Origin of the sequence: Bacillus sp. DNRA2, from assembly GCF_012843265.1 — a bacterium.
Taxonomy (GTDB): domain Bacteria; phylum Bacillota; class Bacilli; order Bacillales; family Cytobacillaceae; genus Bacillus_BU.
This window is the reverse complement of record NZ_JABAIT010000011.1, coordinates 107,231-123,378: the sequence shown is the minus strand read 5'-3', so window position 1 is coordinate 123,378 and position 16,148 is coordinate 107,231. Positions and strand designations below refer to the sequence as shown.

Below are 16,148 nucleotides of genomic sequence, written 5' to 3'. Positions count from 1 at the left end.
TTTCTATGTAGTGAATAGATTTTTCTTGCCGATAAGAATTTCTAAATCGATGGTGATATCCGAAATGTTTTTTGCCAAAAATGCTTGGATTTGCTCTTCACTACTACTCCATGTGAGTGGTGTCATCTGAATTAGGCTTTCCAATGAAGCTTTGTCTAGGTTCAATGAATAAGTTAGCCTTGCTGAATCTAGTATTTGGAATCTTTCATTAAAGCGTTCAACTGTGTCTGAGTTTGAATAGGTTTCTTTATCCGTTTCATGGTAGAAAGCTTGTCTTAACTCCTGCAAATAGCTGCTTTGCGGAACAACTTTAATCAACAATCCATCATTCTTTAGAAGTCGATTAAATTCTGCATAATTAGAAGGAGATAAAATGTTAAGAATCACATCGAATTGTTGAGCTTGAAACGGGGGATTAGCTAAATCCGCAACTGTCCAAATTTGCTTGGTGTGATTTTTGGCGGCAGCAATAATTCCTTCCTTGGCAATATCGATGCCGACACCGATAGCAGTTTTATTGAGGCCTTCACAAATGCTGGTGAGGTGAGAGCCTTCGCCGCAGCCAGTATCGAGCATCATCAAATTATTGCTAGTGTCATGGCGATTGATGATGCTAATTATGGCTTCAATCAATGGGTTGAAAAAACCTACCTCACTGATTAATTTTTGCCGTGCTTCAAATAAATCTTTATCATATTTCGTTTTGATTTGATGTGTCATTAAATTAAGATACCCTTGCTTTGTAAAATCAAATGTATGGTTGTTTTGGCAGATTAAACTTTTTAGCTCAACAACATTCATGTTAGAGCCGCAAATCGGACATTTAAAAATTGCAGCATATTCTTTAACAAATAGGGCACTACTCATTCTTTTATTGAGGGTTGACAAAAAGGGACACCCCTTCCAATAGCCTATATTCTGATTAGGTTATTTTACCATAAATTATGTTTGACACCTATTGATATTAGGAGGTTATTAAGAGTGTGAAGAATAATTTAGCGCATTAAAGCATTGGGGGACTGTCCCCCAATGCTTTAATGCGGGAAAATGGCGTAGTGGCCAATTTGGTTTAGCCAGCGTTTTGATTTTTTTCCGTCTGGATTGGCGATCCAAAGGTCTCCTTTAATGGCGGTGTTTTTCTTTCTCATCCAGGTAATTTGGTTTGTAGCTGTAACATATTGAGGTTGGACATCCTCATAGTTAGGATTTGGCTGGGTGATTCTTGATTGTTTGCCACTCTTGATATTAATTGTGTATAACGAAGCTTTAGGTCGCTTTCGCGGATCATTGGACCAGTCGGCTTCTTTTACCCTAGAAACGACAACTTCATCATCACCAACCCATGTAAATTCCATTTCAGCGAAATTAGGTGGGGTAAACCCTTTTGTTATAAATACAGGTAGCTCAGTAATTTTCAAATCTTTATTTTTAAATCCAAACACAATTCTTCCACCCCCAGCGATATAGCCAAGCAGGTTTTTAGTTTGAGCCCATTGCGGATTATCAAGCTGTAAAATAACCTCATCAATCACATCGAATTGTTTCCCATCACTAGACAAAACACAAAGCATATTGCTATCCATTGATAATGAAGCTGTGGGACTGACAATAAATGATATCCATTTTTGGTCAGGAGAAAATTCAAATGAACCAACGTTAATAGACATTACCTTAACATTATCTTTGGTCAATTCTTTAGGGATAACAAAAATTCGTTGCCCACTCATTAAGTTAGTGTTTGTTAACTTTTCAGGAACTGCTATTTTATATAAAACGGGATTCGTCCAGCCATCTGGGCGAAGTGTGGCGCTAGATGAAGCGATGAACGATTTGCCGTCCGGAAACCAACTGTAATCATCGACTCCTAAGGCAATATTATGGAAATTTTCCAAATCAGAAATGTTCAAAACGCCTCGTTGTGTAAAGGCAACGATATTTTGAGTGGGTGACCACTTAGGATTTTCTCCATTATAAAAGATTTTCTTGTGTTGTTTCTTCTTAAGATTGTAAACCCATAACTCATTTTGTTTTTCCATATTAGGATTGGGTGTTTCGGTCGATAGTTTCTGGTATAAGAGCCATTGACCGTCATAAGACCACTGCGGAGGATAGGAGAATTCAGCTCTTTCTGTCGTGATTTTTTCTTGCTTACCATTCATTTCAATCCAAAGAAATCCTTCCTTTTCAAAGGCAATTAGAAGAGAAGGCGTAGCTGCATGTCCAACTGAAACATTTGATATGCAGATAATCAAAATCCCCAAAACTGATATGTACTTTTTCATGTGCACACAACTTTCTTGTTAGGTTTTCATTAGTTTTTTCAATTAGAACTAGTCACATTCCGCCAAACCAAATTTTCAAATGCAATTACGATTATCGGCTTTGAATGAAAATAAAGGTTTTTGGAAAAGGTTGAAGAAAAAATAAGGATAGGATATTTACGAAGCGAAAGTTTAGAGACATTGAAAAGAGGTGTTGTGAAATGACTTTAAAGGAAATGATGTTGAGACTGGAAGAGTTGGGGTCAGCGCAAACGAAGAACACACTTGTTCATCACGGGGCGAGGGAGCCATTCTTTGGTGTGAAAATCAGTGATTTAAAGAAACTTGTAAAACATGTAAAAAAGGACCATGACTTGGCACTGAAATTGTTTGAAACAGGAAATTCAGATGCCATGTATTTAGCTGGTCTATCAATAAATCCTAAATTAATGACGAAAGCTGATCTTCAAAATTGGGTTCAAAGAGCCTATTGGTACTTACTTGCTGAATATACTGTTGCTGGTGTGGCTGCTGAAAGTGAATATGCCCTTGAGCTGGCTCGGGAATGGATGTATTCTAAAGAAGAAATGATTGCCTGCTGCGGCTGGAGCACATATGCAAATTATCTTTCAATTACTTCAGATGAAAAGCTTGATTTAGCAGAAATTAGGAATTTGTTGGAGGTTATCGCAGGCACGATTCATGAAGAAAAGAATCGAGTCCGTTACAACATGAACATGTTTGTGATCTGCGTGGGCTCCTTTGTTATTCCGCTTCATGAGGAAGCAACGAAAGTCGCCGAGCAAATTGGTAAAGTATATGTAGATGTTGGTCAAACTGCTTGCAAAGTTCCCTATGCAACTGACTATATTAAAAAAGTTGAAGAAAAAGCGAAACTTGGTGTGAAAAAGAAAAGGTGTATTTGCTAAAAAATTCCGATGTTGATGTCAGGGGAAATTTGTATGGGGAAATTATTCAAAAATACTGGGAAATTAATCAGATTCAATCCAGCTCAAACTTTGTCAATTGGGTTTTTATGTTTGATAGGACTTGGCACACTGTTGTTAATGCTGCCTTTTGCTACGAAAGACCGACACCATTTAGATTTTGTCGATGCTTTATTTGAAGCTACCACTGCTGTTTGTGTAACGGGTCTAGTCGTTGTCGATACAGAAACGACCTTCACATTGTTTGGACAAATCGTGATGTTGGGATTAATCCAAGTCGGTGGACTTGGATTTATGACATTTGGGATTCTTATTGCATTGTTTTTAGGGAAGAATATCGGGTTTAAAAACAGATTGATGATACAGGAATCTTTAAATCAGCTTTCCTTGGAAGGTATGGTCCGCCTTGTTAAGTTTGTGTTAGGATTCACCTTCATAATAGAGGGAATTGGTGCAATCATCTTAGCGATTTGTTGGGCAAACGACTTTGGCATAGGGAAAGCTATTTATTTAGGAGTTTTTCATTCCATCTCCGCATTTAACAATGCTGGGATCGATATCATGGGTGATTTTCGAAGCATGACGGAATACTCAGATGATGTAACAATTTTGATGACACTAAGCTCTCTTATAATAATCGGTGGAATTGGCTATACAGTAATTTTGGATTTAATAAGGAAGAAATCATTGACACACTTAACATTGCATTCAAAATTGGTCCTTATGATGACTACTATTCTTGTCGTAGTTGGGACAGGGGCTATTTTTTTGTTAGAATACAGTAATCCTGGAACATTAGGGAGTCTGTCGCTTAGTGAGAAATTATTAAATGCATTTTTTCATGGTGTTGTACCTAGGACAGCAGGCTTTAATAGCTTAAATATGGGAGAATTGACCTTAAGTTCACAATTTGTCACTATGCTGCTTATGTTCATTGGAGGCGGGTCTGGTGGAACAGCTGGCGGTATTAAAGTGACAACCTTTTTTGTTATCATATTAGCTGTTTGGAGTTTGATACGCGGGAGAGAAGATGTAAACATATTAGAAAAACGGATTCCAAAGGAAATTGTCTTTCGGGCATTCTCTATTACTTTGTACTCTACAGCTGTCATTTTTCTAACTTTATTTATCTTGACAATAACTGAAAAAGCACCGTTAAATGTTCTACTATTTGAAGTGATCTCCGCCTTCGCCACTGTAGGGATGTCGATGGGCTTAACACCGGAGCTAAGTATAATTGGAAAACTTATTATCACCATTCTAATGTTTATCGGAAGAGTCGGACCTCTTACTGTTGCATTTGCACTGGCGAAAGTAAATCAAAAACCACCATACAAATATGTCGAAGAAAAAATAATCATCGGCTAACGCGTTAAAGCATTGGGGGACTGTCCCCCAATGCTTTAACGCGTTTCAGCGTAGGTTGATGATTTTTTTTTATTTTGCTCTTCACCTATGCCAAGGTTACTTAAGACTAGGCCGATGAAGGTGCCGGCAACAGCCGGAGCTAACCACTCTAGTCCAACTGAAGAAAATGGGAGGCTGTCTCTTAAACCTTGCAAAGCACCGAGGTTCATACCAGTTGCGGCTAAACCGCCTAGAACAGCGAACACACCTGTAAATAACATTGCACTTCCATATACTAATCTGGAATTCTTAAAATAGCGATTAAAGAAAGTCAATGCAATTAAGACAATGGTCAGTGGATATGCAGTTACCAAAAATGGAACGGATACTTTTAGAATCTGACTCAAACCTAAATTGGAAAGCGTAAATCCAATTAAAGTCACGACTAAAACAACTTGGCGATAGCTCAGTTTCGGTAACAAATTAGAAAAATATTGACCGCAAGCAGTTGTTAGTCCTACCACTGTTGTAAAACATGCCAAGGTGAAAATAAATCCTAGTAAGGCAGTTCCGCTCTTACCGAGCAATAATGTAGCAGCAGAAGCAAGAATTTGTGTCCCACCTTCAAAACTTCCATTTACAGCCATCTTTCCACCCATCCAACCGATGCTAACGTAAACCACTGTCAATAGTACCCCTGCAACAAGGGCAGCATTAAGCGTAAAGCGCGTTAACAGCTTATCATCACGAACTCCTTTTTGCTTAACGGCGGTTAAAATGACAATTCCAAACGCTAACGAGGCGAGTGCATCCATTGTGTTATAACCCTCGAGAAATCCTTTGAAAAAAGCTCCTGTTTGATACTCACCAACCGGAGCCTCAAGTGGGCCATCCAATTTCACAAATCCAATTACACATAAAACAATCATTGCCAACACTAACGTCGGAGTGATCCACCGTCCCATGTATTTTTCCATTTTCGCTGGATTCAGGCTTATAACATATACGAGTAAGAAAAATGCAGCCGAAAATAATAATAAAACCAAGGTTGAATTCCAAGCTGGATTTACAAATGGAACAATCCCCATTTCAAAAGCAACGTTTGCATTCCGAGGGATTGCTAAAAATGGTCCAATTGATAAATAAACAATCACCATAAACACCGTACTAAACACCGGATGGACGCGGTTGCCAATCTCGTTGATTCCACCTTTGACAAGCGAGATCGCTAATAACACTGCTAATGGCAGTCCAACTCCTGTTAAAATAAAACCAGCCATTGCGAGCCAAAACGAAGTACCTGATTGTGCCCCTAAAAATGGTGGAAAAATCAAGTTACCAGCCCCAAAAAACATCGAAAATAACATTAAACCGATAAACAAACTGTCAAATTTTTTCATACCAATCGCTCCTTTTTTGTTTTTTAAGAAAAATAAAAAAACTCGTCCCTATAACAAGGGACGAGTTTGTGCTCGCGTTACCACCCAAATTCCGCCTCGAAAAATCAGCGGCTCTTAGTCAACGTACCATCATACGTGTTCCAGTGTAACGGAGGAAAACCCGTCAAAGCTTACTAGCTTCAGCTTTGCATCTCAGAGATGATTTTCAGAAAGGTACTGAACATCGACTTTCACCACATGTCGACTCTCTTTGGAACAGCGATCCTAACTTACTCTTCTCGTCATTGAATTTGTTATTTGAAAATAATTTATCAGAACATTTTTTATCTGTCAATATTTTTTGATAGTTTTCATTATTACTAAATTTCAAAGTGTATCAAATCTTTTACTGGACAGAGCTAGGGAAAAATTGTATATAATATTATACAATGCAACACATAGTTGTATGCTGCATTCATTATTAAAATTTAGTATTTTGGTATATAAAGAAGGTGGAAAAGCAAAGATGGCAGAATTGGTGATGAATAGACCTTTAACTGAATTTAAAAAGGGCATACAAGCGGGCCTTAGCATTGCAATCGGCTATTTTCCTATTGCTTTAACATTCGGATTGCTGGCGAAAACTACCGGATTAACATTAGTTGAAACTTTATTGATGAGTTTTTTTGTGTATGCTGGGGCATCACAATACATAGCGTTAAACTTAATCTCGCTCGGCACAGGCGCATTTGAAATAATTTTAACGACTTTTATCGTGAACATCCGCCATTTCCTCATGTCAGCTTCACTCAATGAAATGGCTGAAATGGATCGAACAAGTAAAAAGTTGGTTTACGCATTCGGAATTACCGATGAGACTTTTTCTGTTGCAGCAACTAATCAGGGTACGGTGACAACGGGGTATATGTGCGGACTTGGGATTGTTGCCTATTTAAGCTGGGGGATTAACTCCGGAGTAGGATACGTAATTGGCGCCGCTTTACCTGAGACACTCCAGGAAAGCATGTCTGTTGCACTTTATGCGATGTTCGTGGGGCTATTAGTACCATCTTTAAAGAAAAGCGTTAAGGTTATATTGCTTGCAGTCATTGCAGCGAGCTTTAACACGATTTTTACAATGGGGGAATGGCTATCAACAGGCTGGTCCATCGTGACATCTACGCTTCTTTCAGCAGTGATGATTGAAGTAATCAACAGCATTAAGCTAAGTCAAGGAGGGAGAGGCCTTGAATAGCACAATATTCTGGATGATTATCGGTATGGGGGTGGTTACGTATATTCCTCGGATGCTTCCGTTTGTTTTATTTAAAGGTAAGCAATTACCTCCATTTATTCAAGGTGTGCTGCGGAATGTTCCATACGCTACTTTGGGTGCACTAATATTTCCAGGTATTCTCTTGATTCAGGAAGATATTTGGTATGGAATACTGGGAGCGGCTGCAGCTTTTCTTATCGCCTGGGTTGGTGCGAATGTAATCATCGTCGTGCTCGGCTCCATTGCAGTCCTAACAGTCTACTCGTATTTCTTTTGACAATTTAGCTATTACAGAAAGAACTCGTTTGATTGTGCGGGTTCTTTTTATGTTCTAATTTATCCGATTTTAACTAAACATAATAATGAGAGATTGTACAAAAAGGAGGACAGCGAATGGCACGAAAACTGGGCGTTTTTGCCGTATTATTATATGCTGTTTATGGATTGCTGGTCTATTTATATCTGTTTTATATTGCAGATACAAGCTTGCCGTTTGAATTTGGAGGAACGAAAGCAGACCCGGCCACCTTTTTAAATGGCAGGGAATTAATGCTTACCGAGGAATATTCGCGAACAAGGAACTTATTATTTTTCTTGTCAACGCCACTTGAATGGCTTATTTACTTTTTAATTTTAGTGGTTGGGTTATCGAAAGCTTTTAAAAGCTGGTCGGACAACTCTTCGAAATATCAAGCTTTGCGAACAGCGATTTATCTATTTTGGCTGTCTCTGTTTGCCTACGCTGCGACGTTCCCACTAGGATATATCAGTTTTTCACTCTCGAAAACATATAATATTTCGACGCAAACGTTTGTAGGTTGGATGAAGGATGAGTTGATTGATTTTTGGATTAACTATTTAACGATGTTTGTGATTGTTGTCGTTTTGTATTGGTTGATGAAAAAGAGTGCCAAGCGTTGGTGGCTTTATGCCTGGTGCTTATCCGTGCCATTTACCTTGTTTTTAATGTTTTTGCAACCGGTTGTTATCGATCCGCTTTATAATGATTTTTACCCATTAAAGGATAAGGAACTGGAAGCGAAAATTCTTGCTTTGGCCGACAAAGCCAATATTCCTGCAGAGCATGTTTTTGAAGTGAATATGGCGGAAAAAACGAACGCTCTCAATGCATACGTTACTGGGATTGGTGGCAATTCGCGGATTGTGTTGTGGGATACGACATTAAAACGTCTTGATGATAATCAAATTTTATTTATTATGGCTCATGAAATGGCACATTACGTCGAGAAGCATATTTATATCGGTATAGCTGGGTATCTTTTGCTTAGTCTAGCCGGCTTATATATCGTTTACCGGATTATGAATTGGGCTATTCCGAAGTATGGCAAAGCGCTAAAAATTGAGGCTGTTCATGATGTTCGTTCACTCCCATTTTTCTTAATGGTTCTGTCGATGCTCATGTTTGCTGCCAGCCCATTAAGTAATTTGGTATCGCGCTATCAAGAAACACGAGCGGACCGTTATGCCATTGAAATGACGCAAAATCCTGAGGCTGCGATTGATTCGTTCCAGGAACTTACAAGAGCCGGGCTTAGCCAGGTCAATCCGCCCCTACTGGTGAAAATTTTCCGTTACGGTCATCCGACGATGCTAGAGCGGATTTCGCGTCTCGAGGAATACGAAATTAAGCAACATAATCAAAATCAATAACAAAACAAAACAAAACCCCTGTGGAAGCAGGGGTTTTGTTTTATGGTTTAACTACCAAATTGTTTATTAAGTTCTCGATACTGTGTTGATAAATGAACGAATGCTTCCTGGTTGCGGTCATCAATGGCCTGATCGATAAGGGTTAACAGTTTTTCTTTTTTCGAAGTTAAAAGCACCTCTGACAGTAACATCTCAATGTATAACTCCAAAACAAAGGACTCGCTAGACTTTTGTCTATTCATGGCACCGGACTTCATTAACTCTGAATAAGATCTCTCTTTCATCGTAATCACCCCTGCAACCTTTTTACTATTATATGGAGTTTCAATAAAAGAATCAATAAAATATTTAGAAAATTAGAATTATTATTTACCCAATTTATGAATAAATTAGCAATTTTGATAAAATTTCTCTTATTAGGGAAACGTTATGCTATGATAATTTTAGATTTTATTATAAGGAGATGAATGCAATTGAATCAAGACAAAACATGGATTGAGGAATACGAAATTAATCGTTTTACGATGCTGATTAGGCCAGTTAAGCGAGGAAAAAAGGTCTATTCAGAGGTTTTTGAACTTCAGGATGAATTTATTGCCCCCGATCGACCGACAGTGATTGTTGACAAAAGCTGCAAATACTTTGGCTCTAGCTTTCAAGGCAGAGTGACTGGGACTAAGCAAGTAACTCGCTATAATAAGAAAGTTCCAATTACAATTGATCCCACCTACAAAATTCTCTTCATGCCAACATCTTCGCCTACTAGCCATGATTGCACTTGGATATCTCTTGAACATGTTATAGATCATAAACGTGAAGAATCCGATAGCACACGTGTGCTCTTCAGAAATCATTCAACCCATATCATTCCAATGTCACATAGTTCTTTTATTACTCAATTAGAACGAACTTCCCATTTACAAATAAAATTAAAACAACGGCATGATCCCGATTATCGGTAATCATGAAGAAGAGCTCCACATGATAATTGAGGATGACTCAAAGTCATCCTCAATTTGGGGTGCTGTCTAGGTGGCGGCGATATAAATAATACTCCAGTAGCTCTTGTACCTTGTTGCGAATGCGCGGATTGAAATAATTATGATGCTCCTCATAGCCTTTATAAAGGAACATAAACATCGTGAACGCTTCGTCGCGGTGGATTTCTTCAACCTTTAGCTGCTCTTGCTTCATTGTTCGTTTGACCTCAGCTAACTCCCTTTGAATCACCTTTAATGTTTCCTCAACTAATACGGAGTAGGGTTTTTTAAGCTTAAATGGGCTTTTATCAATGACGTTTAAATCGCGGTTTAACACAGTTATCACCATTGGTAAATAAATAGCCTTCTCCATCAAGTCCCGCTCTTGTTCAGGAATTCTAGTCATATCCCATCCTTCTTTCGAAAAAATAGAACATTTGTTCGTTTTTTATTTTACTGAAAAACATCATTCAAATCAAGATACTCTCATTATTTATTTTTCGACTAAAAAAATTCTCCAAAAAATAGGAAACCTGATGTAGGATAAAAGAAGTCATATTGATAAAAAAATGAAAGGGCTAGGATGATGAGAGCAGAGAAGACAAAGAGGAGAAAATTAAGATTGAAGAAAAAGTGGAAGATCACCTTCAATCTTTTATTTGCTTTGATACTGGGAATAACGGTTTATTCCTACTATCAATACAAACAGGGTTTGCTAGTTTCCAAGGGCAAGGGCGAAGGAGAGCAGAAAACGTATCATTTTAACGGGAAGGTAGATCAGTTTGGTGGTACGAATATTTTGCTAATCGGTAGTGATGCTCGCGAAAAAGAGACTTCACGTTCCGATACGATTATGGTTGTGAACTATCATCCAGATAAAAAAACGTTTAAATTGATCTCAATTATGAGGGATACGTATGTGGATATTCCTGGACATGGAAAAAATAAAATTAATACCGCATTTGCCTATGGCGGCCCAGAGCTATTACGAAAAACGATAAAAGAAAACTTTGATTTGGACGTACAATATTATTCAATTGTTGATTTCCAGGGGTTCATACATGTGATTGATGAGGCATTTCCTGAGGGAGTTAAGATAAATGTTGAAAAGCGTATGGAAGAATACATCGATGTTAAGCTAGAGCCTGGCGAGCAAATGATGGATGGAAAGCATTTGTTGAACTATGTGAGATTCCGCCACGATGCAATCGGTGATTTTGGTAGGGTACAGCGCCAACAAAAGGTAGTGAATGCCTTGGCAAATCAATTTGCTTCGTTGGAGACGATTCCAAAGTTGCCAAAGCTGATTGGAGTAGTACAACCATATATTAGTACAAATTTATCAACAGGGAATATGATCTCGATTACAACAGATTATATGAGGAAAAAAGAAAAAATTGAAACATTAAGGATACCGGTTGATGGTGGCTACGAGGATCAGAGCATTAGTGGAGTAGGTGCTGTGTTGCGGCTAGATTTCGAAAAAAATAATCAGGCAATTTATAATTTTCTAAAGAAGTAATTGCTGTGATCAAAATTTTTATTTAATAGAAAAAAGTGTAGAATAGATTTATTGAGGGATGCAATCGGTAGATATTGCCAACCTCCCTATTTGAGTTGTTGTAATCAAGGAGAGGCATCGAATGGACTTTGATACATTAAAAGAATGGTTTACGATCGAAAATATTATGACGTTAATCAATGAATATCGATTGCTAGGACCACTACCAGGAATTTTACTTCCGATGTTGGAAGCTTTCCTTCCATTTTTGCCATTATTTTTGTTTGTGATGGCAAATGCCAATGCGTTTGGATTGTGGCTGGGATTCCTGTTTTCCTGGGTTGGAGCATGCTGTGGGGCTGTATTAGTATTTTTGTTTTTTAGGAAGTTTGGTCAACAAAAATTTTTGCATTTTTTACATCGGCATCCTGCAGTGGAAAAATTAATGAAATGGGTGGAGCAGCACGGATTTGGCCCGATTTTCCTATTATTGTGTTTTCCGTTTACACCATCAGCGGTTGTAAATATTGTTGCTGGGCTATCAAATGTCAGTATTGCTCAATACTTGCTGGCCGTTATTGCCGGAAAAATGGTAATGATTTTCACAATAAGCTTTGTAGGATATGACCTCAATGCACTGATTACTCAGCCAATACGGACAATCATTGTAACGATTGTGATATTTTTGCTATGGTTTGTCGGAAAACGGATCGAAATCCGATTGAATAAGGGCATTAAACGTGAACATAGTCGTGGATAAAAACAAAATCTTTCGAGGGTAATAGAGGAGGAGATGTCGTGAAGGAAGAATTAAAGCAAGAAAGCATTGAATGGCTTAAAGCACTAGTAGTCGGAATCATGATTTTTGCCTTCATCCGGACTTTTTTCTTCTCTAACTATGTAGTAGAAGGCGAGTCAATGAAGCCAACACTCGAGGATGGGAATAAGCTGGTTGTTAATAAAATTGGTTATCAGATTGGCGATTTTGATCATTTCGATGTAATTGTTTTTCATGCTAATAAAACTGAGGACTATGTTAAACGAATAGTCGGATTGCCGGGCGATGAAATTGAGTATAAAGATGATCATCTCTATATTAATAGCGAGAAAATTTCAGAGCCTTTCTTAGATATTTATCGTAGTCAGGCAATCGGCGGGCGGCTCACTGGTGATTTTACGTTATTGGAAATTACTGGAGAGAAAAAAGTTCCGGACGGAAAGTTATTCGTATTAGGTGATAACAGATTGGGGAGTTGGGATAGTCGCCACTTTGGGTTTATCTCCATTGACCAAGTGGTTGGAAAGGTAGATCTATGCTACTGGCCTCTAAACGAAGTCGCCGTAAAATTTTAAAAGTATTTTAGCGTTAAAAGCTTTGTTATTTGGAGCGGAAATCAACATACTTGATAAAAAGAGTCAGGATTATTTCGTAATACGACATAATCCTGACTCTTTTTTCGACCATATTTTTACAGGGGACATGATAAAGTGAAGGAAGATTCTGAAAAATGAAAGAGGGATTAGAATTGAATTCAATTCCACTCATCCAAACAAAACTCATGATACCTGCAACTAAACATACTGACTTACGTCGCGCAAAACTAACGAGAAAATTAAAAACGATTATCCGACATCCGTTAACGCTCATTCATGCCGGAGCAGGCTATGGTAAAAGCACAGCGATGGCTTTATATGTAGTCGATGAACAATGTAGCTGCTCATGGTATTCCATTTCGGCAATGGATGATGATATACAACCGTTTTTGACCTATTTAGTCGCAGCGATACGGACAAGTTTTCCAAAGTTTGGCGTCGAACTAGAAGCGTATATAAAGGAAATGGATCGTTATATCCGCGAACAGGAGTTGAATACACTTTGCTCAATTTTCATTAATGAAGTTTTAGCAATCGGTGAGGAGCTAGTGTTGGTTTTAGATGATTTTCAACAAATTGAACATTCTTATAATGTAAACAGATGGATGGAACTATTGCTCGAGCATATTCCGACAAATTTGCATTTAATTGTAATATCACGAAGTCGACCAACCTGGAAGCCAATTACGAGAATGAAAGCAAATCAGCTCGTTTTGGAAATTACAAAGGCAGACCTAATGTTAACAAAAGATGAAGTTGAGCTGCTCTTAAATGAAATATATTCAATGACGCTGCCGCTAGCTGAGTTAGAACAAATCTATCAACTCACTGAAGGCTGGGTGATTGCCTTAGGGATGATTGCGGGACAAACAGACAATTATCAACACTTAAGAAGTGGGATACATGAACATTCACAGTCATTAAAAGAGTTGTTTCAATATCTAGCGATGGAGGTATTTGCCAAGCAAGAACCAGAAATACAGAGTTTTCTTGAACAAACCTCGATTTTGGTAGAAATGAATGAAGAGCTTTGTAATGCGATTCTTAGAGCCAGACATTCCAAACAATTGCTTGAACAGCTAACTGCAAAGAACCTATTTATACAAAAGATTTCTGAACAGGACTATCGTTATCATGCTTTGTTTCGAGAATTCTTAGAAAAGCAGCTTCGTGCAAACTCAGATGAGACAGTTTATGGTTTGCACGAACGGGCTGCACGATTTTTTCAGGAAAACAGCATGTTGGAGGAAGCATTGTATCATTATGAAAAGATAAACAAGTCCGAATCGATTGCTGATTTGCTCAAGGAGCATGGGGTAAGATTGCTAGAAAATGGCAAACTAGAAGGACTATTAGAGCGACTGACAAAAATCCCAGTGTACCATAAGAACACTAGTTGTTATCTATGGTTATTAGAGGGGGAAATATACCGATATCGCTCAAGTTATAAGCAGGCCGAGGAATGTTATCAACAAGCCATAGAAATAGCCGAACAAAAGCAAGATCATATTGGAAAAAGCAAAGCGTTGGAAGGTAAGGCACGAATCTATTTGGATACGATTCAGCCTAATCTAGCAGAGCGCCTGCTATATCAGGCAATCGAGTTGCTGGAGCGAGATGAGCAGCAATCAAAAGCACAAATAGCTAGTCTTTATCAACTTCTTGCAGAAAATTTAATCAATTTGGGGCAAGGACAGAAGGCTGAAAAATGGCTAAATCGTGCGAAGCAATTAAATGTTCCGCTTGATAGCACCTCGCTCGAAGCTAGATTATCCTTGCGGACAGGAAAGTTCAACAGAGCTAAGCAACTCCTATTTTCAAACAGAACTCCTGAACAAATTGCGAAATCTAGTCTGCCACAGTCCCATCGGGAAACGGAATTGCTGCTATCGCTTATTGCTGCTTTCACAGGCGAAGGTGAACTAGCCAAGGAATTAGCGGAGGAAGGAATTCACCATGGCTTAAAACTAAAGGCCCCTTTTGTGGAAGCCTGTGGCTGGATTCGGATGGGCCATGCTGTTCAATTGATTAATCGCTATGATTCAGATCTGGCCATCAATTGTTATGAAACGGCATTAGAAATTATGGGGAATCTCCGTGTCGAAAAAGGAAAAGCTGAAAGCTTGATGGGGCTATGTTATTTATATGGGACAAAGGGCGAATACCAACGAGCACTTGAGGCTGGAAAACTAGCACTATTAGAAACGGAAAGAGTGAAGGACCATTGGCTGTCAGCCCTGATAACATTAAGCCTTGGAATTGCTAATTTCTATAGTGGGAGTTCTGCCGAAGCACTAGTGAATTTTGAGGATGCCAATGGGATGTTTGTGGAATGTGGTGATGATTATGGACAGATGCTTTGTCAGTTTTGGCTGGCGTTTTCTCACTTTCAAGTGGGGAATTCAAAAAGTTTCAGTCAACATTTTTCAACATTTTTGCAGAAACTAGAGTATGGGCGCTATCAGTTTTTCTTATCGAAGCGCACGTTGTTTGGACCAACTGACTTGCAAGTATATGCCCCGTTATTAATCGAGGCTCAAAAGCTGCAAATTCCATCTCCTTATGTTTCAAGACTTCTAAAAGACTTGAAATTAATCCGTATCGAGTCTCATCCTGGCTATTCGCTCCGTGTCAAAACACTTGGTCAATTTCGAGTTTGGCTTGGCGAAAAAGAGGTCGAGGGACGAAGCTGGCAAAGAGGCAAGGCGAAGGAACTGTTTCAGCTGTTTATTACAAATAGGCATAAACTCATTCCTAAGGAAGAAATCTACCAAATCCTGTGGCCGGAGCAGACTGAGGCAAATGCAGCTCGTGATTTTAAAGTTGCCCTAAATGCTTTAAACCACGTGCTTGAGCCAAATCGTAAAGCACGAGCTAATTCCTTTTTTATTTTACGTGAAGGGGCTTCCTATGGAATAAACCCGAATGCAGGACTAGAGATTGATAAGGTGTCCTTCGAACAATACATGCTAATCGGCATGGAAGAAAAGGATGTAGATAAGGCAATCAATTATTTGCGAAGAGGACTTGATTCCTATTCAGGAGATTATTTGCCAGATCGACTTTATGAGGATTGGTGTATCCAGGAACGTGAGCGTCTACTTGATTATTTTTTACGTGGAGCAGAAAAGTTGGCACAAGTATGTGTTCGAAATGAGGATTATGATTCTGCGATTGAATGGTGTTTGAAAATCATCAGCAAGGAACGAACTTGGGAGGAAGCCTATCGGTTATTAATGTATAGTTATTTTCGGAAAAATAATCGTCCTCAAGCGATTAAATGGTATAAAAAATGCTGCGAGATACTAGAACGGGAGCTTGGTGTGACGCCAATGGAAGCAACTGTGCACATCTATGAAATGATAGTAGCTGCAGATAGTAATTAGGAGGCTGTTGGGATTAACAGCCTCCG

At 38.7% G+C, this 16,148-nt stretch carries 15 protein-coding genes and 1 other annotated feature; of the genes, 10 read left to right on the top strand and 5 right to left on the bottom strand.

Translation table 11 applies throughout. From position 1 onward, the window contains the following. Positions 1-3: 3 nt before the first annotated feature. On the bottom strand, positions 4-888 hold the full coding sequence (locus HHO41_RS11410; RefSeq protein ID WP_248278431.1) for a putative RNA methyltransferase: 885 nt from the start codon (positions 886-888) through the stop codon (positions 4-6). A 146-nt stretch (positions 889-1,034) separates the two neighbouring features. Next, positions 1,035-2,282, bottom strand: a complete 1,248-nt coding sequence (locus HHO41_RS11405) for a TolB family protein (RefSeq protein ID WP_169098623.1) — start codon at positions 2,280-2,282, stop codon at positions 1,035-1,037. Positions 2,283-2,482: 200 nt separating this feature from the next. Here HHO41_RS11405 and HHO41_RS11400 point away from each other — a divergent pair, with 200 nt between their 5' ends. Both HHO41_RS11400 and HHO41_RS11395 read left to right on the top strand, forming a co-directional pair. Continuing rightward, on the top strand, positions 2,483-3,190 hold the full coding sequence (locus HHO41_RS11400) for a DNA alkylation repair protein (protein WP_169098621.1): 708 nt from the start codon (positions 2,483-2,485) through the stop codon (positions 3,188-3,190). Between the two features lie 33 nt (positions 3,191-3,223). Beyond that, positions 3,224-4,576 carry a TrkH family potassium uptake protein gene (locus tag HHO41_RS11395; protein ID WP_169098619.1) on the top strand — a complete coding sequence of 451 codons (1,353 nt, stop codon included), beginning with the start codon at positions 3,224-3,226 and terminating at the stop codon, positions 4,574-4,576. Positions 4,577-4,611: 35 nt separating this feature from the next. Here the strand turns inward: HHO41_RS11395 and brnQ are convergent, their stop codons facing one another. Next, positions 4,612-5,955, bottom strand: a complete 1,344-nt coding sequence (brnQ, locus tag HHO41_RS11390; RefSeq protein WP_169098617.1) for a branched-chain amino acid transport system II carrier protein — start codon at positions 5,953-5,955, stop codon at positions 4,612-4,614. A 53-nt stretch (positions 5,956-6,008) separates the two neighbouring features. Beyond that, positions 6,009-6,249 (bottom strand) — a binding site (T-box leader). A gap of 211 nt (positions 6,250-6,460) precedes the next feature. On the opposite strand from brnQ, the gene HHO41_RS11385 reads away from it, so the two are divergent. From HHO41_RS11385 to HHO41_RS11375, 3 genes are all read left to right on the top strand, one after another. Continuing rightward, entirely contained in the window at positions 6,461-7,189 is a 729-nt protein-coding gene (locus tag HHO41_RS11385) for an AzlC family ABC transporter permease (protein ID WP_169098615.1), read from the top strand. Beyond that, complete coding sequence (locus HHO41_RS11380) at positions 7,182-7,487, top strand: AzlD domain-containing protein (RefSeq protein WP_169098613.1); 306 nt, start codon at positions 7,182-7,184, stop codon at positions 7,485-7,487. Before HHO41_RS11385 ends, HHO41_RS11380 begins: the two co-directional genes overlap by 8 nt. A 116-nt stretch (positions 7,488-7,603) precedes the next feature. Beyond that, entirely contained in the window at positions 7,604-8,881 is a 1,278-nt protein-coding gene (locus HHO41_RS11375) for a M48 family metallopeptidase (protein WP_169098611.1), read from the top strand. A gap of 47 nt (positions 8,882-8,928) precedes the next feature. On the opposite strand, the gene HHO41_RS11370 is transcribed toward HHO41_RS11375, so the two are convergent. After that, entirely contained in the window at positions 8,929-9,165 is a 237-nt protein-coding gene (locus tag HHO41_RS11370) for an IDEAL domain-containing protein (RefSeq protein WP_169098609.1), read from the bottom strand. 189 nt (positions 9,166-9,354) lie between these two features. On the opposite strand from HHO41_RS11370, the gene HHO41_RS11365 reads away from it, so the two are divergent. Further along, on the top strand, positions 9,355-9,843 hold the full coding sequence (locus HHO41_RS11365; protein ID WP_169098607.1) for a competence protein ComK: 489 nt from the start codon (positions 9,355-9,357) through the stop codon (positions 9,841-9,843). Between the two features lie 49 nt (positions 9,844-9,892). Here the strand turns inward: HHO41_RS11365 and HHO41_RS11360 are convergent, their stop codons facing one another. After that, entirely contained in the window at positions 9,893-10,267 is a 375-nt protein-coding gene (locus HHO41_RS11360) for a YhjD family protein (protein ID WP_169098605.1), read from the bottom strand. Between the two features lie 177 nt (positions 10,268-10,444). Between HHO41_RS11360 and HHO41_RS11355 the strand changes: the two genes are divergently transcribed. From HHO41_RS11355 to HHO41_RS11340, 4 genes are all read left to right on the top strand, one after another. Then, a complete protein-coding gene (locus HHO41_RS11355; RefSeq protein WP_481747092.1) occupies positions 10,445-11,383 on the top strand; it encodes an LCP family protein in 939 nt (312 codons plus the stop codon). 121 nt (positions 11,384-11,504) lie between these two features. Next, positions 11,505-12,122 (top strand): TVP38/TMEM64 family protein, encoded by a 618-nt coding sequence (locus tag HHO41_RS11350; protein ID WP_169098603.1) that lies wholly within the window; start codon positions 11,505-11,507, stop codon positions 12,120-12,122. A 38-nt stretch (positions 12,123-12,160) separates the two neighbouring features. Next, a complete protein-coding gene (lepB, locus tag HHO41_RS11345; RefSeq protein ID WP_169098601.1) occupies positions 12,161-12,715 on the top strand; it encodes a signal peptidase I in 555 nt (184 codons plus the stop codon). 173 nt (positions 12,716-12,888) lie between these two features. Beyond that, positions 12,889-16,122 (top strand): AfsR/SARP family transcriptional regulator, encoded by a 3,234-nt coding sequence (locus tag HHO41_RS11340; RefSeq protein WP_248278430.1) that lies wholly within the window; start codon positions 12,889-12,891, stop codon positions 16,120-16,122. The last annotated feature ends 26 nt before the right edge of the window (positions 16,123-16,148 follow it).

Bases quoted from the DNA above. Each gene is read 5' to 3' on its own strand.
- brnQ (WP_169098617.1), bottom strand. From the start codon at position 5,955: ATGAAAAAATTTGACAGTTTGTTTATCGGTTTAATGTTATTTTCGATG.
- HHO41_RS11355 (WP_481747092.1), top strand. From the start codon at position 10,445: ATGATGAGAGCAGAGAAGACAAAGAGGAGAAAATTAAGATTGAAGAAA.
- HHO41_RS11350 (WP_169098603.1), top strand. From the start codon at position 11,505: ATGGACTTTGATACATTAAAAGAATGGTTTACGATCGAAAATATTATG.
- HHO41_RS11360 (WP_169098605.1), bottom strand. From the start codon at position 10,267: ATGACTAGAATTCCTGAACAAGAGCGGGACTTGATGGAGAAGGCTATT.
- HHO41_RS11405 (WP_169098623.1), bottom strand. From the start codon at position 2,282: ATGAAAAAGTACATATCAGTTTTGGGGATTTTGATTATCTGCATATCA.
- HHO41_RS11395 (WP_169098619.1), top strand. From the start codon at position 3,224: ATGGGGAAATTATTCAAAAATACTGGGAAATTAATCAGATTCAATCCA.
- HHO41_RS11400 (WP_169098621.1), top strand. From the start codon at position 2,483: ATGACTTTAAAGGAAATGATGTTGAGACTGGAAGAGTTGGGGTCAGCG.
- HHO41_RS11370 (WP_169098609.1), bottom strand. From the start codon at position 9,165: ATGAAAGAGAGATCTTATTCAGAGTTAATGAAGTCCGGTGCCATGAAT.
- HHO41_RS11385 (WP_169098615.1), top strand. From the start codon at position 6,461: ATGGCAGAATTGGTGATGAATAGACCTTTAACTGAATTTAAAAAGGGC.
- HHO41_RS11375 (WP_169098611.1), top strand. From the start codon at position 7,604: ATGGCACGAAAACTGGGCGTTTTTGCCGTATTATTATATGCTGTTTAT.